At 36.5% G+C, this 18529-nt stretch carries 21 protein-coding genes; 12 read left to right on the top strand and 9 right to left on the bottom strand.

The features are described 5' to 3' along the window. The 5 genes from C4E06_RS13195 to C4E06_RS13175 form a co-directional block, all read right to left on the bottom strand. A partial coding sequence (locus C4E06_RS13195; protein WP_157951154.1) for an AAA family ATPase occupies positions 1-359 on the bottom strand: 359 nt, incomplete at its 3' end. 137 nt (positions 360-496) lie between these two features. Next, the gene (locus C4E06_RS13190) at positions 497-961 is read right to left on the bottom strand and encodes a DUF29 domain-containing protein (protein WP_107668490.1); all 465 of its coding nucleotides are present in this window, start codon (positions 959-961) and stop codon (positions 497-499) included. A 14-nt stretch (positions 962-975) separates the two neighbouring features. Then, positions 976-1590 (bottom strand): DUF938 domain-containing protein, encoded by a 615-nt coding sequence (locus tag C4E06_RS13185; RefSeq protein ID WP_107668489.1) that lies wholly within the window; start codon positions 1588-1590, stop codon positions 976-978. Positions 1591-1629: 39 nt separating this feature from the next. After that, positions 1630-2076 carry a hypothetical protein gene (locus tag C4E06_RS13180; RefSeq protein WP_107668488.1) on the bottom strand — a complete coding sequence of 149 codons (447 nt, stop codon included), beginning with the start codon at positions 2074-2076 and terminating at the stop codon, positions 1630-1632. A gap of 79 nt (positions 2077-2155) precedes the next feature. After that, the gene (locus tag C4E06_RS13175; protein ID WP_107668487.1) at positions 2156-3367 is read right to left on the bottom strand and encodes a methionine gamma-lyase family protein; all 1212 of its coding nucleotides are present in this window, start codon (positions 3365-3367) and stop codon (positions 2156-2158) included. Positions 3368-3607: 240 nt separating this feature from the next. Between C4E06_RS13175 and C4E06_RS13170 the strand changes: the two genes are divergently transcribed. The 6 genes from C4E06_RS13170 (at position 3608) to C4E06_RS13145 (ending at position 7450) form a co-directional block, all read left to right on the top strand. Then, positions 3608-4432 carry an acyl-CoA desaturase gene (locus C4E06_RS13170; protein WP_107668486.1) on the top strand — a complete coding sequence of 275 codons (825 nt, stop codon included), beginning with the start codon at positions 3608-3610 and terminating at the stop codon, positions 4430-4432. Between the two features lie 209 nt (positions 4433-4641). After that, entirely contained in the window at positions 4642-4926 is a 285-nt protein-coding gene (locus C4E06_RS13165) for an RNA-binding protein (RefSeq protein ID WP_107668485.1), read from the top strand. A gap of 66 nt (positions 4927-4992) precedes the next feature. Then, on the top strand, positions 4993-5310 hold the full coding sequence (locus C4E06_RS13160) for a pentapeptide repeat-containing protein (RefSeq protein WP_107668484.1): 318 nt from the start codon (positions 4993-4995) through the stop codon (positions 5308-5310). Positions 5311-5337: 27 nt separating this feature from the next. Further along, on the top strand, positions 5338-5526 hold the full coding sequence (rpsU, locus tag C4E06_RS13155; RefSeq protein WP_107668483.1) for a 30S ribosomal protein S21: 189 nt from the start codon (positions 5338-5340) through the stop codon (positions 5524-5526). Between the two features lie 353 nt (positions 5527-5879). Continuing rightward, complete coding sequence (dcm, locus tag C4E06_RS13150) at positions 5880-6896, top strand: DNA (cytosine-5-)-methyltransferase (RefSeq protein WP_107668482.1); 1017 nt, start codon at positions 5880-5882, stop codon at positions 6894-6896. An 86-nt stretch (positions 6897-6982) separates the two neighbouring features. Further along, positions 6983-7450, top strand: coding sequence for an HNH endonuclease (locus C4E06_RS13145; RefSeq protein WP_198648647.1), 468 nt, complete (start codon positions 6983-6985; stop codon positions 7448-7450). A 259-nt stretch (positions 7451-7709) separates the two neighbouring features. Here C4E06_RS13145 and tgt read toward each other — a convergent pair whose 3' ends face one another. Then, the gene (tgt, locus tag C4E06_RS13140) at positions 7710-8810 is read right to left on the bottom strand and encodes a tRNA guanosine(34) transglycosylase Tgt (protein WP_107668480.1); all 1101 of its coding nucleotides are present in this window, start codon (positions 8808-8810) and stop codon (positions 7710-7712) included. A gap of 26 nt (positions 8811-8836) precedes the next feature. Further along, positions 8837-9637, bottom strand: coding sequence for an MOSC domain-containing protein (locus C4E06_RS13135; protein WP_107668479.1), 801 nt, complete (start codon positions 9635-9637; stop codon positions 8837-8839). A 353-nt stretch (positions 9638-9990) separates the two neighbouring features. Between C4E06_RS13135 and C4E06_RS13130 the strand changes: the two genes are divergently transcribed. From C4E06_RS13130 to C4E06_RS13110, 5 genes are all read left to right on the top strand, one after another. Next, on the top strand, positions 9991-10764 hold the full coding sequence (locus C4E06_RS13130) for an ABC transporter permease (RefSeq protein ID WP_107668478.1): 774 nt from the start codon (positions 9991-9993) through the stop codon (positions 10762-10764). Between the two features lie 278 nt (positions 10765-11042). Further along, positions 11043-12347, top strand: coding sequence for a GAF domain-containing sensor histidine kinase (locus tag C4E06_RS13125; protein ID WP_107668477.1), 1305 nt, complete (start codon positions 11043-11045; stop codon positions 12345-12347). 218 nt (positions 12348-12565) lie between these two features. Beyond that, complete coding sequence (locus C4E06_RS13120) at positions 12566-13750, top strand: PleD family two-component system response regulator (RefSeq protein ID WP_107668476.1); 1185 nt, start codon at positions 12566-12568, stop codon at positions 13748-13750. 122 nt (positions 13751-13872) lie between these two features. Then, positions 13873-14703 (top strand): ATP-dependent sacrificial sulfur transferase LarE, encoded by an 831-nt coding sequence (larE, locus tag C4E06_RS13115; protein WP_107668475.1) that lies wholly within the window; start codon positions 13873-13875, stop codon positions 14701-14703. Between the two features lie 32 nt (positions 14704-14735). Beyond that, the gene (locus tag C4E06_RS13110; RefSeq protein ID WP_107668474.1) at positions 14736-15644 is read left to right on the top strand and encodes a lipid kinase; all 909 of its coding nucleotides are present in this window, start codon (positions 14736-14738) and stop codon (positions 15642-15644) included. Positions 15645-15686: 42 nt separating this feature from the next. Here C4E06_RS13110 and C4E06_RS13105 read toward each other — a convergent pair whose 3' ends face one another. Beyond that, the gene (locus C4E06_RS13105) at positions 15687-15905 is read right to left on the bottom strand and encodes a Calvin cycle protein CP12 (protein WP_107668473.1); all 219 of its coding nucleotides are present in this window, start codon (positions 15903-15905) and stop codon (positions 15687-15689) included. A gap of 228 nt (positions 15906-16133) precedes the next feature. Between C4E06_RS13105 and C4E06_RS13100 the strand changes: the two genes are divergently transcribed. Then, positions 16134-17318 (top strand): RNA-guided endonuclease TnpB family protein, encoded by a 1185-nt coding sequence (locus C4E06_RS13100; protein WP_107668472.1) that lies wholly within the window; start codon positions 16134-16136, stop codon positions 17316-17318. A gap of 35 nt (positions 17319-17353) precedes the next feature. Here the strand turns inward: C4E06_RS13100 and C4E06_RS13095 are convergent, their stop codons facing one another. Beyond that, positions 17354-18505 (bottom strand): SpoIID/LytB domain-containing protein, encoded by a 1152-nt coding sequence (locus C4E06_RS13095; protein WP_107668471.1) that lies wholly within the window; start codon positions 18503-18505, stop codon positions 17354-17356. Positions 18506-18529 lie beyond the last annotated feature (24 nt).

Raw genomic sequence — 18529 nt, 5'->3', positions numbered from 1 at the left:
GCAGCATTTTCTCCTACATAATCAGAATTTTCACAAACAATAAAATCACAATCTTCTTCTAGTTTCTTATATTTTCTAATAATTTGATCTAAAATTTCATCTAATTTTTCTTTTTCCATCAGATGATTAACTTCAGAATAATGTAAACCAAAAGAATCATTATAAGTTTGAGGTAATTTAAAATAGGATAAAATCAGATCAATATGTTTATCAGGTTTATTATCAATGGAATCGTGAATAATAGGTCTAAAAAATCCAACTTTTGTCGTTTTCCTCAGAATTAATTCAATAATTCCCAAAGCAATTAAAGACTTACCACTTCTCGGTTCGACGGTGCTTATATAAATAGAATTGGTCATAAGTCATACATTACGCTAACACGAAAAATAACATCTCTGTATTAAAATACAAGTTTTTCATCAATAAAACCAATAATTAATAGTTAATTATTAAAATGAGTAAAGACGTTTTATAAAATGTTTTTACAGAAAGGTTTTTAGGGTAAATAGTTTTCATTTAAAACATCTTCTGGAGTAAAAGGAGAACTGTTGGGAAAATCATTAATAGATAAACCTGTTTCTGCGGATGCTAAGTCTTTTGCATCTTCATAAGTCTCGGAGAATATTTCATAGTAATAATTCTTTAAACTGGTACTATTTTTAAACAAAACTTTAAGTCTTTTTCGATGTTCTACAATAGTAAATAACCAGCTATTACTTCTTTTTTCTGGTTGATATTTATATTTAATTAGGTGCATTAACAAAATCCTTAAATTACTAGAAACTGCTCTTTTTTCACTGTTTCCCATATCCTCTAATTCTTCAATAAGATAATCTAGATTAATTTCAGTAAATTTTCCTGTATCTAGTAATTTAACTGTATTTTTTATCCATAAATAATAATCTTCGTTATAAAGATTGCTATTATTGCTTTTACTTAAATTAAACTGATCTGCTTTCATAGGAAACCTCTAACTTATTGCTTCTCAAAAATAACTGATAAATTATTAGCTGGCATTTCTACCTTTTCTTGAAATATCAATCCTTTTTCTTCGGCAACTTTAATAACATCTTCTAAATTTCTTACTCCCCATTCTGGGTTTTGACTGCGTAAAGATTGATCAAAAGATTCGTTACTGGGTGCAGTATGTTTTCCCTCTTGTTTATAAGGACCATATAAATATAAAATACCTTTTGATGGTAATATTCTATTGGCTCCTTTCATCAGTCCTAAACAAGCTGACCAAGGAGAAATATGAATCATATTAATATTAACAATTGTCGTAATATTAAGCTGTTTTTCTTCGATTCCCCAATTAGAATTTGCTGCATTAATATTTAAAGGAGATTGAATATTGTCAATTGAACTGTCTTGTCTCCATGCTTCAATACTATTTCTTGCTGTTGGATTGGGATCTGAAGGTATCCATTGACGAGGACTAAAAGCAGGAGCAAAAAATAAAGAATGTTCTCCCGTTCCACTAGCAATCTCTAGGATATTTCCTGATGCAGGAAGAACCCTTAATAAGACTTCTAAAATGTATTCTCTGTTCCGTTGCGTTGCTGGTGCATATTGTTTTAAATTATTCATAATTTTTAGTATATAAAGTTAATAATTCAAGATGATAGATTATTGTTCAACATCGTCTAATAATCCAACCTTAGCCATAGAACACATCATATTATATTCCTCAGCAAATTGATGTATCCATTGTCCCATTTGTTTATTTTCATCTTTGCCACTTAACCAAGTAACCGTTAAAATATTAAGACTACCATCTTCAGTGGGTTCACAAGTAAATTGTAAAGCGCCGGTAGGAATATCAGATAATTGTTGTTGACACGTCCAATTATTTGATTCAATAATAGATGACCAAATCTGATCCTCTGTGGCCTCTACTACAACAGTATCGCCTTGATTATTACAAGTCCAAGTTATCATTTGGTCTGAATCATTGGGAAGATTATCTATATTTTTAAGTTGAGTATCTTCTATTGTTTGAGCCAATAGATTTAGAGTTAAATTCAATAAACTGATACAAGTTAAACTAAAAATAAATCCTGTAATTTTTGTCATTATTTTATCCCTAACTAAGAGCAAGATTAAATCAACAACATTATTATAATAAAATCTTGAAATCAATACTATTAGATAATTATAAAATAGCGTTAATCGCGGCTTCTAAAGCTAAAGAAATATGAGTCCAATGGGTTCCCCCTTGACAAAAAACAATATAAGGTTCTCTTAACGGTCCATCGGCGGAAAATTCCGAGGTACTTCCATCAATAAACGTTCCTCCAGCCATCAATAATTTACTCTCATAACCTGGCATTTCTGCTGGTACTGGATCAAGATAAGAACCCACAGGAGAAGAGGATTGAATCGCCCGACAAAATGCCTTTAATTTCTCAGGAGATCCTAACTTAATCCCTTGAATAATATCTCGACGGGGAACCATAGGTAAGGGCTTAACTTCGTAGCCTAATTTATCAAAAACATAGGCAATTAAATGATTTCCTTTTATCGCTTCTCCTACCATTTGTGGAGCTAAAAATAAGCCTTGAAATAATAAACGATTTTGATCCAAAGTTGCCCCACCTTCTGAACCAATACCAGGAGAAGTTAACCGACAAGCTGCAGCTTCTACTAATGGTTTTTTCCCCGCAATATAGCCCCCCGTTGTAACAATTGTTCCCCCAAGATTTTTAATCAAAGAACCCGCCATTAAATCAGCGCCCACTCCTGTGGGTTCTAAGGTTTCTACCAATTCACCATAACAATTGTCTACAAAACAAACCGTATGAGGATTTTGTGCCTTAACAATTTTAATAATTTCTTTAATATCTGTGATCGATAAACTCGATCGCCAAGAATAACCGCAAGAACGCTGAATTAACACTAATTTTGTTTCGGGTTGAATGGCTGTTTTTAACCCTTCCCAGTCAAGAGTTCCCTCCTTAGTTAGGTCTAATTGCCGGTAATTAATGTTAAACTCTGTTAATGAACCTTGGCCACTACCCCGTAAACCGATGACCTCTTCGAGGGTGTCGTAGGGCGCACCAGCCACCGCTAACATTTCGTCCCCTGGACGAAGGACACCAAACAAAGCACAAGCGATCGCATGGGTTCCTGATACAAATTGTATGCGAACTATGGCCGCTTCTGCCTCCATAATCTCAGCCAAAATCTTATCCAAGGTTTCCCGTCCGAGATCATCATGACCATAACCACTCACACTGGCAAAATGATGAGGCCCTAGACGGTGATTACGAAAGGCTGCTAAGGTTTTCTTGAGATTTTTCTTGACCTTCTGGTCAATTTCCGAAAAAATCGGAATTAGGGCTTTTTCTGCCTCTTTTATGAGCATGAAACTGTCCAATTGTCAACCCCAAACTTTAATCTTGTCGATAGTCACTCAATGTAAAACAATGACAAAGTTACTTTTGTCCCATTTATTTATACCAAACAAAGGCTGAGATAAGTCATTTAATTGGGAATTTAATTCGGAATTAAATATTAAAATTTTAAAATCTTTGTCAGCTAAAAAAAGTTAATACTATCGTCAAGTATAATAAAGACTTGATTACGTTTACATACAGGTTATTACATGACTGTTGCCCAATCTCAAAAACTCCCCTACGACTGGACTATTATCATTTACATGGCATCGATCCATCTGGTTGCCCTACTGGCATTTTTGCCGAGTAATTTTAGTTGGCAAGCTGTAGGTGTTGCCTTCTTTCTATATTGGGTCACAGGGGCGTTAGGAATTACTTTAGGCTTTCATCGCTTGGTGTCCCATCGAAGTTTTCAAGCACCAAAATGGTTAGAATATATATTAGTTTTATTTGGCACATTGGCCTGTCAAGGGGGACCGATTCAATGGGTTGGTTTACACCGTATTCATCATAAATATTCTGATACTGAACCTGATCCCCATGATTCTAACCGAGGGTTTTGGTGGAGTCATTTAGGATGGATGTTACATCATATTCCTGCAGATAATGATGTACCTCGATATACTCAAGATATTAAAGAAGATCCCTTTTATAATTTCTGTCAAACCTTCATGATTCCTATTCAAATTGTCTTAGGTTTAATCCTCTACAGTTTAGGCGGATGGCCCTTTGTCATTTGGGGAATTTTTGTTCGTTTAGTCATGGTCTTTCACTTTACTTGGTTTGTCAATAGTGCCACCCATAAATTCGGTTATCAAAGTCATGAATCTAACGATAACTCTCGTAACTGTTGGTGGGTTGCTTTACTAACCTTTGGGGAAGGATGGCACAATAATCACCATGCGTATCAATATTCTGCCCGTCATGGGTTAGCTTGGTGGGAAATTGATATTACTTGGATGACCATTCGAGTATTACAATTCTTAGGACTGGCTAAAAATGTCAAGTTAGCCCCAGTTTCAGAGAATAAATAGTTTCTACATTTGAGCAAAATTGATCAACCTTCTCCATCGCTGATGAGAAGGTTTTTTATGCTCAGTAGAAGCGCAACCTCTACACTATTGGTATAAACCATGTTAGGATAATGCCATAAGAATTATTTTCCTAAGTTGTTTTGTCAATTCCTATTTACAAGCATCTGAGTGAATCTAACTCTCTACACCAGTCACTTTAGAGCATTTTTATGTCAATTTACGTCGGTAATTTATCCTATGATGCCACCCAAGTAGACCTAGAACAAGTGTTTGCAGAATATGGCACCGTGAAAAGGGTACAAATTCCTAGCGATCGCGAAACCGGAAAATCAAGGGGCTTTGGTTTCGTAGAAATGGGGACAGAAACCGAAGAAACCGCCGCCATTGAAGCCTTAGACGGGGCTGAATGGATGGGGCGATCACTCAAAGTAAATAAAGCTAGACCCAGAGAAAATCGCCGTTCCTCTGGTGGCGGTTCAACTCGTCGTTATTAAATTTAATAACAGCGATCGCGATTTCTTATATAAGCCCTTTTAACCATCAATTGAGCATAACACATGATGAATATCAAAGAACTGTTAAGTCGCTACAATGCAGGACAAAGAGACTTTAGAAACATCACCCTAATTGCAGCTAATCTCAGAAATGTCAATCTCAGTGGTGTTAATTTCAGTGGGGCCGATCTCAGAGGAGTTAATTTAACTAACGCCAATCTCAGCTATGCCGATTTAACCAATGTTCGGTTACAAGGAGCTAACTTAACCGACACCAATCTGAGTGCAGCTAACCTAACAGGGGTTGATCTCAATGGCATAGATATGAGTAAAACCTATTTATCAAGAGCAATTTTTCAGCCGTCAAAAGTTGCTATTCAATAAGCATTCATTAAGGAGACAAACTCAAGCATGACTCAAATTATTCGTGGAGAAAATGAGAATATTGAATCAGCCCTACGTCGCTTCAAACGACAAGTCAGTAAAGCCGGAATTTTTTATGATATGAAGAAAAATCGGCATTTTGAAACCCCCATCGAAAAACGTAAACGGAAAGCGATCGCTAAACAAAGACAACGGAAAAGAAGTTATCGTAAATAGATAAATAACAAGAAAACAGTAGGGGTCAACGGTTGTTGACCCTTACTCTATTTTTAGGGTTTATGATACTATAAATAAGCAAAGTTTGACTTGATTTAGAGTAGAAAAATAATAAAAAATGAGATAGGATTAATAGTCGTATCATTAACTCTAGATCATAATTGTACTTCATGACTGTGAGAACAATGAATCATCAACTTATAGCAATCAGGAATGATATATGAGAACCAATTAGGACATAATAATATTATGTCCCTACAAGAGCGATTTGTAGGGGTTTAACACTGTTAAACCCTTTCTCACAACTGAAACCTGATTGCTATACTTTAATCAAAAGTACAACCGAGAGTTATATGCCTGAGTTACTAGAACGAATTAATATTACTTATTCTCGTCAGAATTATAACAGAATAAAAAAAAATACAATTAAAATTATTGACTTATTTGCTGGAATAGGAGGAATGAGACTCGGATTTTCTCGTTCTTATAGTCAATGTGTCTTTTCTTCTGAATGGGATAAATATGCACAAAAAACCTATCAATTTAACTTCGGAGAAAAGCAATTTGGAGACATTAATCAGATTCCTCCTCAAGACATTCCTAATCATGATATTCTCATCGGGGGATTTCCTTGCCAACCTTTTAGTACCATTGGTAAACGAGAAGGGTTTCGTCATGAAACCCAAGGTAACTTATTTTATAATATTGCTCAAATTTTAGAAGTAAAAAGACCTTTTTGTTTTCTCTTAGAAAATGTTCCCGGTTTAGTTAATCATGATAAAGGACAAACCTTTAATATTATTTTAAAGACCCTAGATAGTTTAAATTATGATGTGAGATATAGTATTTTAGATGCTGCGTTGTTTAATTTACCCCAAGTGAGAGAAAGAATATATATAGTTGGATTTTGTCGAGACTATCTCAAAGAAAGAGTTGAGTTTAATTTTCCAGTGGGTAAAAAAAATAATGTTTTTATTGACCAATTTATTGAAACGAATGTAAAAGGTTATTCCATTAGTAAACATCTACAAAAAAGTTATTTATTCAAAAAGGATGATGGAAGGCCACAAATTGTTGATCAAAACTCAAAAGTAAAAGTGAAAACCTTTGTTTCTACCTATCACAAAATCCAACGATTGACAGGGACATTTGTTAGAGATGGAGAAACAGGATTAAGATTACTTTCAGAGAATGAATGTAAAGCAATTATGGGGTTGCCTAAAGACTTTCAATTTCCAGTTTCTAGAACCCAAATGTATCGACAAATTGGTAATTCTGTCGCTATTCCTGTTATTCATCAAATTGCTGAAAAAATTTATGATGTAATTAAACAACAATCAAAAAGAAAAAGATTTTACAAAAAGACCTAGTTTTTCAATACTATTTAGATAATCCTAACAGAGATATACATCATGATGAAATAGTTCCTATTGTAATTGAACAATGGGAAAGACGTATGAAAAAACCTTTTAAAGATCCTGATAGAATGATAAGGACACTTTACCAAGAAGGCAAGCTAATTAAGGTTCAAAAAGGTGTTTATAGATATGATCCGAACTATGAAGGTAAAGGATATGATGAAACTTTTTCTCCAGAAATTAAAGAAGCAATTTTTAAGCGAGATAACTATAAATGTGTTTATTGTGGACATGGAATCAAAGAAGGAGAAGAACTACACGCAGATCATATTAAACCTCGATCTAAAGGAGGTAAATCAACTTTAGAAAATGGTCAAACTCTATGCAGTCGTCACAATATGTTAAAGAAAAATCTTAATCAAACTGAGACAGGAAAAAAGATGTTTATCAAAATATATGAGTTGTCAAAACAAGAAGGCCATGAACATACAAGAAAATTGGCTAAAGAAGTTCTTGATGTATGTGAAAAGTCTAATATAAATGGGCATATTATATGGGAAGAATAAACTACCGAATCTTAAGCTAATTTTATATTTAACTCAAAAAAGTTAGTCTAAGTCCGTAGGGTGGGCAATATTTTTTCATCTTTGACCTTGAGAAGAAACATAGATATATTGCCTAATAGAAATTGTCAACCAATTTGACGATAATCTGGGGGATTTTGAAACCGTTGAATAATCACACACCCCCCACACCCCCCACACCCCCCTTTAAAAGGGGGGCAGGGGGGGTTAGGGGCAGGGGGGTTATCCAAGCTGCAAGATATCACTCTAACCAATGAGCAAACTCCTGGGTAAAACTACCCTGAAAAATGCTCTCTCGAATACGTTGGGTAAACCTGACCAATTCCGTCACATTGTGCAACGATAAGAGGATATAAGCGAGCATTTCCTGCGATCGCACTAAATGATTCAAATAAGCTCTAGAAAAAGTCTGACAGGTATAACAAGGACATTCAGGGTCTAAAGGGGTAAAATCTTCTCTAAACTGAGCATTTTTTAAGTTCCAGCGTTCTCCTGCTACCAATGCCGTCCCATGACGACCGAAACGAGTGGGAATGACACAATCAAATAAATCGATCCCAGCAGCGATCGCCATGACCATTTCTTTATAAGTCCCCACCCCCATCAAATAACGAGGTTTAGACGTAGGCAGTAAGGGAGTGGTCAATTTCACAATATCTCGCACTAACGCCGGTTCTTCCCCCACACTCACCCCACCGATGGCGTAACCCGGCAAGTCTAACGCAATTAAAGCTGAGACTGCATCCGATCGCAACTTGGGATAGATACCCCCTTGCACAATGCCAAATAACGCTTGATCCTGGGGTCGTTGATGGGCTTTAATGCACCTTTCCAACCAGCGATAGGTGCGATCGGTTGCTGCTGCTACCGTGTCATAATCAGCGTTTCCGGGGGGACATTCATCAAAGGCCATGATCACGTCTGCACCCAAAGCATTTTGAATATGAATTGATCGTTCCGGGGTTAACTCAATGATGCGCCCATCCCTCGGAGAACGAAAGGTAACACCAATTTCTCTAATTTTTCGTAATTCACTGAGGCTAAATACTTGAAAGCCTCCAGAATCGGTCAAAATCGGCCCATTCCATCCCATAAACTGATGAAGTCCCCCGGCAGCTTCGACGATCTTTTCTCCAGGTTGTAGATGGAGGTGATAAGTATTGGCTAAGATCATTTGTGCGCCGGTGGTTTCGAGTTGGGCCGGGGTTAACCCTTTGACCGTTGCCAGGGTTCCTACGGGCATAAATCTGGGGGTTTCGACGATTCCATGAGGGGTTGACCAAGTTCCGGCCCTAGCTTGGGTGTGAGCGCATTTTTTTTGTAATTGAAAGGAAAAGACCACAATTTTTAATTATCAATTATCCATTCTTAATTATCAAGTATTTTGACTTCATCTCCAACTTTTAAAGGAGTTTCGTGTTTTAAGTTCCTCACTTTTGTATTGACACTCACCCGATAAAAATGATTAAATTGACTGCTATTTACCCAAGGGGGTAAGGTTTCTTGTCTTTTTTTGATAAATTGCTTTTGAAAGTTTTCCGTTTTTTCTCCTGTGTAAGAGTCTTTTGTCGGGACAATACATCGCTGACAAGGATTAATTCCTTGAAAATTGATATCACCGATCCGAAAGTTAACCCATTCATTTTTATTAGCAAATAATTGGTCTTCCCAAAAAGCAGAAACCCCATTTATTTCTAAATTGGCTCTGAATCTTCTTCTTATCTCTTCTACACTGATGTTAGGAAACCACTGCACCATAGTTTCTAAAGTTCCTTGACTGATAATAGTTGGTCCACAAGCCTCACTATCATCAGGAAAGCCAGTTATTGGATTTTCTTTTAAATAAACCGAACAACCGAAATAATCACTTAAAAAGGATTCTATTTCTTTTCTTTCTTCTGTTAAATTAAAGGTTTGACCTACCTTATTATCTTCATGTTTTAAGGTAACTTGACTTACATTATCATCATAAGTTGCTCTGAGTTGATAAATTTTATGATTACTTTTCCCGTTAATTAGTTTCTGATGTTTATCAAAAATTGCCCATTGTCTGTCCTGTTTTAACGCACCACTTTTAAGAAGGGTTCCTTGAGAAATAGATAACCCGTCTAAAGACTTAATAGGATAAACAATAATTTTACTAAGATAAGGATTTTGATTAATTTTCATTTCTCTATTAATTAATCTGAAAAATTTATCAATGAAACATGAACAAGGAACAAGTGAAATGGATCAAAAAACTATAATCTACTTCCCTTTTGCCTTTTGCCTTTTGACTTTTGCCTTGCTAAAACGCACTTAAAATGCGTTTTAGCCTATCACCCCTGAGTTTGCCACCCTATTAAACAAATAGCCGTAATTAAACTTAAGATAGGTAGAATTATCCAGGGCTTGATTTTGTATCTTTTCATAACAATTATTTCTAAAGGTATATAAATTTACTGTAAGCTTATGATAACAGTTAGGTGATTCTGGGGAATAATAAGAATGTTAACAGCAGTAAGAAAGATATTGTAAAAACAATGAATTTAATTAGAATCTGGATCATTGCTAGTAATGGGTTTCGAGAAGTTATCCGCGATCGCATTCTCTATGTGATTGGATTTTTTGCCGTTGTTTTAGCCCTATCTTTGCGCTTACTTCCTGAAATTTCTGTAGGGGCAGATGGTAAAATTTTCTTAGATGTTGGTTTAGGATTAACCTCTTTTTTAGGGGCGATCGTTGCTATTTTTGTGGGAACGGCTTTAATTAATAAAGAAATTGAAAAAAGAACCGTTTTAATTCTTATTCCTAAACCCATTAGTCGCAGTGAATTAATTGTTGGTAAACATCTAGGGTTATGTGGGGTTTTAACCGTTGTTATTGCCATTATGACGGTGCTTTATTTCGGGGCATTGACTTGGGCTAATATTACTTTTTCTCCTGTTAGTTTATTAGTTTCCCAAGTTTATTTGTTATTAGAATTAGCCGTTTTAACCGCAGTGGCCATAACCTTTGGTGTGTTTACCAGTTCAATTTTAGCGACGCTTTTAAGCTTTGGGATTTATATCATTGGACATTTGAGTAGTGATTTACTAGAATTAGCCAAACTGAGCGAAAATCCTAGTATCACTGCTTTAACAGAAAGTATCTATTTAGTTGTCCCTAACCTAGAAAGATTTAATCTAAAAAATACAGCCGTCTATGGGATTCTTCCTAGTAGTTCAGAATTATTGATCGATGGGGTTTACGGAATTATTTATATTGTCTTATTGTTGACAATTTCTAGCTTTATATTTTCCCGTCGGCAATTTTAAGATAGGGGTGAAGAGACATCCTTCATTGTATTAACAATAGGATGTTCTCTGTTAATCCATAATTTCACACAAACAATTTACCTATCTAATTAGATAGAGGTAAATTTACCTGTATAATTAGATAGAGGTAGCTAGTCAATACTAGCGATTGGGTCATTAATCAACCTGTCTGTACTAACAAAGTATTATAAAAATTTCTACTAGATTAGGACTTCCTATCCTTTGATTTCACAGTTAAATCTCAATGCATCCGACGATTAAATCAGGTAATAATACTCATGAATACTTTGACCGATCAATATTCAGAGATTTCCCCAGAAGAGACAAAAATGTCTAAAATTTTCTACCATCAAAATTGGTCACAACAATTAATTCGGCAAATTTATTATCTATTAAATTCTGATCTTGATCTCAAAGAAAAAATTGTTGATATCTTAGCCCTAATTGGGGAAACCTACAAAATTGATAATGTTGTTTTATTAAGAATAGAATCATCGGTGTGCCAAATTTATAATAGTTGGGGAGTCAGAGATAAAAATTGGTTGGAAAATTTTGTTGATCAGCAATGGTTTACTTTAGTTAGTTGTAGCAATCAACATCAAATTTATCAAGTTTGTCACGGGGAAGGAATTTGTCGGGAGTCTTGCGAAATTTCTCATTCCAAATCATTGAATAATAAAAGTAGATTTCATTGCTGTCTTTTAAGTCTTCCTTTATACATAAGTCAGAAATTTTTTGGCTATTTAATTTTACAAACTGAACAATCTGAAAGAAGTTTTAGCCGAGAAGAAATCGAGAGTTTAGAAATTATAACCTATCAAATTGCTATTGCTATTCAACAAAATCAATTAATAGAAAAAATAGAGAAAATCGAATTAGAAAATAAAAAATTACAATCTTCTAGTAATCATAAAAGTGATTATCTTTCCCATGTTAGCCATGAATTAAGAACTCCCTTAGCAGGAATTTTAGGGTTTTCTAAGATGTTAAGAGAAGAAATTTATGGGACGTTAAATGAAAAACAAAAACAGTATGTTAATGGAATTAGAATCTCAGGAGAACATTTATTAGCCTTAGTTAATGACTTTTTGGATCTCTCAAAAATTGAAGCAAATAAAGAAGAATTATTTTTAGAAACCGTTGCAGTTGAAGATATTTGTTTGGCCGCAATCTCCATTGTTCAACCTAAAGCCAATGAACAAAATCTAGACCTTATTTTAAAATTAAGCGATCAAGTGGATTTTTGTAAAGTGGATCAACGAAAAATTAAACAAATTTTGATCAATTTGCTATCTAATGCGATTAAATTTACAGAAAAAGGTTCAGTGACTTTGCAAGTTGAAAAAATTGATTGTTTACTGACGTTTTGTGTCATTGATACCGGTATTGGGATCAAAGAAGAAGATCAAAAGAAACTGTTTCAACCCTTTCAACAAATTCATAGTAACCTCAGTCGCAAGCATAAGGGAACGGGGTTAGGGTTAGCGTTATCCCGCAAACTGGCCCAGCTTCATGAAGGGAATCTTACCTTAAAATCAGAATATGGCAAAGGGAGTTGTTTTACGTTAGAGTTACCCCTTTAACAAAGACTATATATGAAGAATTGTAATATTTTTGTAATATAAATTTACAGAAACGACTTTATTTTTGATGATCGGTTATAAATTTTCCGAGTAAATACCCTTCTATCTGATTTTAAAAGTTAATGATTGGGGATAAATAACGTCCTCAATGGTAATACATTTAATCTATTATTATTAATTAATAATAACCCATTTTAGAAACCCTAAGCTAAATAGCTATGCAACGACCTTTTAATCCATTTAAAGTCATAGAAAGAATGTCTAGTTTTAATTACACTGGACAGTTAGTTATCACCAGTGAAGCGATTACTTGGAAAATTGATTTAGAGAAAACAAAAATAAAATATGCTTCTCATTCCTTACAGTCTCTTAATAATCTAGAACTTTGTTTATATCGCTTAGGATATGGGGAAAAAACATTAAAAATTATCGAAAAAATGAGTCAAAATGACTTTACCAAAGAGAAGGGTGAACCCTTTGTTAAACAAGCCATTGATTGGCTTATTAAAGAAATAGATTTAAGCTTATCTCAACAGATAAAATTAAGTAATTACTTGACTCAAGATGCTTTAGAATCTTTTTTTGAAATCAAAAATTTTAGTTATTATGTATGTGAAGAAAAAAGCCACTTTTTCCCTTTAGAACAAGGGTTTCATGTGAAAGATACTTTAATTTTTTGGCGTAACCAACAAGAAAATTGGCAACAGTTTACACATCTAATTGCTTCTCCTCATCAAGGTTTTGATTATGCTAACTTGAACCCTATAGAAACGTTTAAATCTAATTATTTAGTCACCAAAATTGCCTATAGCAAAAGCAAAATTACTATTCGAGAACTAGGTATTTTACTAAAATTAGAAGACTGGGAAGTGGCAAAACTTATTTACCCTGATTTACAATCAGGAAAGTTACAGCTTGATGCGCCTTTAACCCCATTTAATCAACTTCCTCCTTTTACCCTATCCCATCAGTCTCTTGAAACTGATCATCCTAATAATCCAATTGTTAACACTCAAAGAACCAACAACAGTGACGAATGTAAAAAGATCGTGTGTATCGATGAGAATGAAGATACATTAAACAGCATCAAACTTCATTTAAAATCAGATAATACCAACTTTTATCTTGTTTCTGATCCTAATCTTGCTTTGAATCAGTTATTTGAAATTAAACCTGATTTACTCTTAGTTGACATTAATCTATCAGGGATAAACGGGCATCAATTCTCTAAAATTATTAAAAAAAGTAGTGCTTTTCAACATCTTCCTATTATCATGATGAGTGCTGATCACCAAAAAATAAAAGAAGCTCAAACTCAAGACAATGTTGCCAATGATTTTTTGTCTAAACCCTGTAATCAAACTGAGTTAATGACAGTTATTAATAAACATCTCTACCCATAATTAACGGTTGTCCTTAGACAGATATTAGAGGTTAGGGGGGGTTGACCCTGATTATTCTCTAGGGATGATTACGGTATTTGGTAAAATAACAATGAGAGCTTAAAAAATGACCATAAACTTAAATGCTGACGAATAAATTAAACCAATTAAAAACAATATTTACAGAAATGGAGAAGGCATTAATTGCCTATTCTGGAGGAATTGATAGTACCTTAGTGGCTAAAGTCGCCTATGATGTCTTAGGCGATCGCGCGTTAGCTGTCACGGCTGTTTCCCCCTCCTTACTCCCCGAAGAATTAGAAGATGCAAAGATTCAAGCCGCCACCATCGGTATTCCCCACGAGTTGGTCAATACCCACGAAATGGATAACCCGAACTACACCTCCAACCCTGTCAACCGGTGTTATTTTTGTAAAAGTGAACTCCATGACACTTTAAAACCCTTAGCCTTGGAGCGGGGTTATCCCTACGTTGTCGATGGAGTCAACGCCGACGACTTACAAGACTATCGGCCCGGTATTCAAGCGGCCAAAGAAAGAGGCGCGCGATCGCCGTTAGCCGAAGTGGGTATAACTAAATTAGAAGTCCGTCAACTGTCCCAAGGATTAGGGTTACCCTGGTGGGATAAACCGGCCCAACCCTGCTTAAGTTCCCGTTTTCCCTATGGTGAAGCCATTACCATCGAAAAATTGCAACGAGTGGGACGGGCAGAAATTTATCTGCGAAACTTAGGCTATCATAACCTACGGGTTCGGTCCCAAGGAGATACGGCCAGAATTGAGTTACCCCCTGAAAAAATTAAAGAATTTGTCGCTACCACAGATTTAGAGCAATTAGTCGCTAAATTGCAAGCATTAGGGTTCATTTATGTCACTCTGGATTTAGAAGGTTATCGCAGTGGTAAATTAAATCAGGAAATTTTAGGAAAAGACGTGGCAAACACGATAAGCTAACGAATAACAACGGGTCATAAACCAATTGCATTATGACAAAACGGGCCCTCCTTTTAGTCAATCGTCACTCCCGCCGGGGTCAACACAGTTTTGCCCAAGCGGTAGATATTCTCAACGATCTCGGTTTTGAATTGATCGTTGTCCCGATCAAATCCTCTGAAGAATTACCCCAACTGGTCCGACAATATGGATCAGACATTGATCTTGTCATTGTGGGGGGAGGGGATGGAACCTTGAATGGGGTAGTAGATAGTTTAATGGATATGCACCTTCCCCTAGGGATTTTACCCCTAGGAACCGCCAACGACTTAGCCCGTACCCTGAAGATTCCTTTTGGGATTCCTCAAGCTTGTCAAGTGATTGCAGAAGGACACCTTAAATATATCGATCTCGGTTGGGTCAACGGGAAACACTTTTTTAATGTAGCCAGTTTAGGATTAAGTGTGGGTATTACAGAAAAATTATCCAGAGGGGCCAAGCGTCGCTGGGGTGTTCTCGCTTATGCTATGACCGCTTTACAGGTGATGAGTCAAACTCGTCCCTTTCACGCCCAGATTGTTATCAACGGAGAACAAATTGACGTGAAAACCATCCAGATTGCCGTAGGGAATGGACGGTTTTATGGGGGAGGTATGGCGGTGGCAGAAGATGCAACCATTGATGACCAAAGATTAGATTTATATAGTTTAGAAATACAATATTGGTGGCAAATTTTTCCGCTTTTGTGGCGACTTCCCCAAGGACAACACGGAACGTTAAACTGGGTGAGAACCTTAGAAGGGGAACATTTTGAAATTAATACCCGTAAAACTCAAGAAATTAATACCGATGGGGAAATTGTCACCGAAACCCCTGCGGTTTTTCGAGTGATTCCCCAAAGTTTAGGGGTTTTTGTCCCCAGAAATGCTTTAATTAATTACAAAGATAAAAAAACGCCCTAACTAGGGCGATAACTAGATAATTGAGGAGAATTCAGCCAGGAATTATACATCATAAATTCTGCATTCTTTCGCGTCAGGGTTGTCTTGACAATATTGTTGGAAGTTTGTCAGCTGTTTCTGATGAGAGGCTTCGGCAAAAAGTTCTTCCACTTCGTCCCAGGCTTCGGCCGCTTGTGTCGTTTTGCCTTCAGCCGAGAGTTGTCGAGCTTCTTTGATAGCTTCGTCGATACGTTCTTGTAGTCCAGTGTTCATAGTGGTCATAATCGTTTTTTTTGTTCACACCAATTCGATTAACTTACTTTTACCTTAACGTCTATAAACTTGATGTTACCTCCCTTAACTGGTTCACCCAGTTGGGTGAATTGACCGAAAAAACGGAGAGCGCAAGCCCCTAGTTTATAACTATGGGGATAAGCTCGACAGGGAATTTATTCGGTGTCCTACAAAATCTATGCTAGAATATATTTACGCCGATTCATATCGCGTCAAATGATAGTTTACGAGTTCAAAATCAAAGGGAAAAAACATCAATATCAAGCAATAGACGAAGCTATTAAAACAGGACAGTTTGTTCGTAACAAATGCTTGCGTTATTGGATAGATGGACAAAAAGTTAGTCGTGCCGAACTTTATCGGTACAATACTAAACTACGTTCTGAATACCCCTTTGTTAAAGACTTAAATTCTCATGCTTGCCAAGCATCCGTAGAAAGATGCTGGTCATCGATAGCTAGATTTTTGGATAATTGTAAGAAGCAAATTCCTGGAAAGAAAGGATATCCACGGTTCAAGAAAAATGCTCGTTCAGTTGAGTATAAAACCAGTGGATGGAAACTTTTAGACCCTAAACATATTGAGTTTACTGATAAAAAAGGAATTGGAAAACTCAAATTAATTGGAACATGGGATTTAGCTTTTTACTCTGAAGATAAAATCAAACGGGTTAGATTGATTCGTAAAGCAGACGGATATTACTGCCAATTCTGTATATCTGTTGATGTTAAAGATGAATTACCACCAACCCATCAAACTATAGGCTTAGATGTTGGTTTAAAGGAATTTTACACTGATTCAATGGGACGAACTGAACCCAACCCTAGATTTTATCGTCAAGGAGAAGAACGATTAAAATTTTATCAACGTCGTGTTTCTCGTAAAAAGAAAGGTTCAATCAACCGCAAAAAAGCCATTAACAAACTTGGGCGTAAACACCTCAAAATAAGTAGGCAACGTGAAGAACACGCTAAAAGACTAGCTCGTTGCGTAATCCAATCTAACGATTTGGTAGCCTATGAAGATTTGAGGATTAAACACTTAGTAAAAAATCACTGTTTAGCCAAGTCAATTAATGATGCTGGTTGGTATCAATTCAGGAAATGGTTAGAGTATTTTGGTGTGAAAATGAATAGGGTAACTGTTGCTGTAAACCCTGCCTATACGTCTCAAAATTGTTCTAACTGTGGTGCTGTTGTTAAAAAATCTTTATCTACAAGGACTCATATTTGTGCTTGTGGATGTCAATTAGATCGTGATAAAAACGCAGCCATTAACATTCTAAATCGAGCCTTGGGTACGACGGGTCACGTCGGAACCTGGATCTTAGATCCGAACGCTTCTGGAGATTTGTCCTCTACTATTGCTGGTTCGCCCTGCGATAGCAAGATAGGTCTATGAAAGAAGAATCCCCCGAATTCTATTCGTGGGGAGTGTCAATAATTTAAGGTGGTCAAGCGAGCATTTTTGTAATAATGAGTCAAAATCTGATGATAAGGAATACCCTGTTCAGCTAAATAATGGGTTCCCCATTGACTTAAACCGATACCATGACCATAACCTCTCCCTTGAATGGTAAAGGTTCCGTTATTATTGGAGATAGTAAAGAGGGTACTTTTGAGCTTTAATGCTTGACGGAGTTGATCATCGGTAATGCGACGAGACCCCCCACTACCCACAATTTTCATGGTAATAATCCGTCCGTGAGGGGTGGTTTTTTCAGGAATCAGCGATCGCACCGAACCCACACCACCGATGAGACGGCCCATTTCCCAGGCACTAAAGGACCGATTCCATTGAAACACAGGGGCTGTCTGATCGTAATCAACCACACCCCGTAAATAAGGCAACGGAGAACTCCAAACGTCTTCAACATTTTCCGTATGACCCCCAGAAGAGGAATGAAAGGCTGATAAAATCACTTTGCCGTTATAAGTCAAAACTTGGCCTAAGGTGGCTTTCACTGCGTCGTGGGTGGTAACAAATTCCGTTTCTAGTCCCTTGTACACCTGTGTATTGGTGGTGGTGTCTAAGTCATAATAACGGTTACTGGCCGTAGATGCTTTGTAGAGGGCGTAAGTACGAGCCACCACTGCTTGAGATTTTAACGCTTCTTGGGGCCAGGTGGGATAAGCTTCAGCCCCGACGACACTGTATAAATATTCTTCTATATCCACTAAATTCAGGGCTGTGACACCGCTTCCTTGGCGAATCACCCGAACTTTCCCACGGTACCAGCGATCGCCGATCCAAACTACGCCATCTTCTTTGGGTTCAATAATCAGATGACTAGAATTCCATTGATTCAGATTAACACCACTACCTCTGGGTTTGACTGTAAAGCCGTCTAGTGCCGCTAAATTGCCAATAGCACGCCCCCCTGCATCTCTAACAATGGCGGGGGTTGAACTACCTACTTGTACCGCGCTAACCCCTTTTTTAACAGCAATTCGCAGTTCTTTGGTTGCTTGTGCTGGTAAACAAAGAATAAGCCAAATTAATGCGATGATTCCCCCATATTGTCCCAAGGTTAGCCAAATTCTTTGGGCAATTTTCTTTTGAGTGTTGACTTTATTCTGCACTGTCATCACTATTTTCCTCACACACCTTAA

The organism is Cyanothece sp. BG0011 (assembly GCF_003013815.1).
In the GTDB taxonomy this organism is placed as follows: domain Bacteria; phylum Cyanobacteriota; class Cyanobacteriia; order Cyanobacteriales; family Microcystaceae; genus Crocosphaera.
This window is presented reverse-complemented; position numbering and strand designations above follow the sequence as displayed.

What these genes read in the sequence shown, in the direction of transcription:
- rpsU (WP_107668483.1), top strand. Translation starts at nt 5,338, where the DNA reads ATGACTCAAATTATTCGTGGAGAAAATGAGAATATTGAATCAGCCCTA.
- C4E06_RS13160 (WP_107668484.1), top strand. Translation starts at nt 4,993, where the DNA reads ATGAATATCAAAGAACTGTTAAGTCGCTACAATGCAGGACAAAGAGAC.
- C4E06_RS13120 (WP_107668476.1), top strand. Translation starts at nt 12,566, where the DNA reads ATGCAACGACCTTTTAATCCATTTAAAGTCATAGAAAGAATGTCTAGT.
- C4E06_RS13170 (WP_107668486.1), top strand. Translation starts at nt 3,608, where the DNA reads ATGACTGTTGCCCAATCTCAAAAACTCCCCTACGACTGGACTATTATC.
- C4E06_RS13145 (WP_198648647.1), top strand. Translation starts at nt 6,983, where the DNA reads ATGAAAAAACCTTTTAAAGATCCTGATAGAATGATAAGGACACTTTAC.
- C4E06_RS13125 (WP_107668477.1), top strand. Translation starts at nt 11,043, where the DNA reads ATGAATACTTTGACCGATCAATATTCAGAGATTTCCCCAGAAGAGACA.
- C4E06_RS13180 (WP_107668488.1), bottom strand. Translation starts at nt 2,076, where the DNA reads ATGACAAAAATTACAGGATTTATTTTTAGTTTAACTTGTATCAGTTTA.
- C4E06_RS13165 (WP_107668485.1), top strand. Translation starts at nt 4,642, where the DNA reads ATGTCAATTTACGTCGGTAATTTATCCTATGATGCCACCCAAGTAGAC.
- C4E06_RS13130 (WP_107668478.1), top strand. Translation starts at nt 9,991, where the DNA reads ATGAATTTAATTAGAATCTGGATCATTGCTAGTAATGGGTTTCGAGAA.
- C4E06_RS13135 (WP_107668479.1), bottom strand. Translation starts at nt 9,637, where the DNA reads ATGAAAATTAATCAAAATCCTTATCTTAGTAAAATTATTGTTTATCCT.
- C4E06_RS13110 (WP_107668474.1), top strand. Translation starts at nt 14,736, where the DNA reads ATGACAAAACGGGCCCTCCTTTTAGTCAATCGTCACTCCCGCCGGGGT.
- C4E06_RS13100 (WP_107668472.1), top strand. Translation starts at nt 16,134, where the DNA reads ATGATAGTTTACGAGTTCAAAATCAAAGGGAAAAAACATCAATATCAA.
- dcm (WP_107668482.1), top strand. Translation starts at nt 5,880, where the DNA reads ATGCCTGAGTTACTAGAACGAATTAATATTACTTATTCTCGTCAGAAT.
- C4E06_RS13175 (WP_107668487.1), bottom strand. Translation starts at nt 3,367, where the DNA reads ATGCTCATAAAAGAGGCAGAAAAAGCCCTAATTCCGATTTTTTCGGAA.
- C4E06_RS13190 (WP_107668490.1), bottom strand. Translation starts at nt 961, where the DNA reads ATGAAAGCAGATCAGTTTAATTTAAGTAAAAGCAATAATAGCAATCTT.
- C4E06_RS13105 (WP_107668473.1), bottom strand. Translation starts at nt 15,905, where the DNA reads ATGACCACTATGAACACTGGACTACAAGAACGTATCGACGAAGCTATC.
- C4E06_RS13185 (WP_107668489.1), bottom strand. Translation starts at nt 1,590, where the DNA reads ATGAATAATTTAAAACAATATGCACCAGCAACGCAACGGAACAGAGAA.
- larE (WP_107668475.1), top strand. Translation starts at nt 13,873, where the DNA reads ATGCTGACGAATAAATTAAACCAATTAAAAACAATATTTACAGAAATG.
- C4E06_RS13095 (WP_107668471.1), bottom strand. Translation starts at nt 18,505, where the DNA reads ATGACAGTGCAGAATAAAGTCAACACTCAAAAGAAAATTGCCCAAAGA.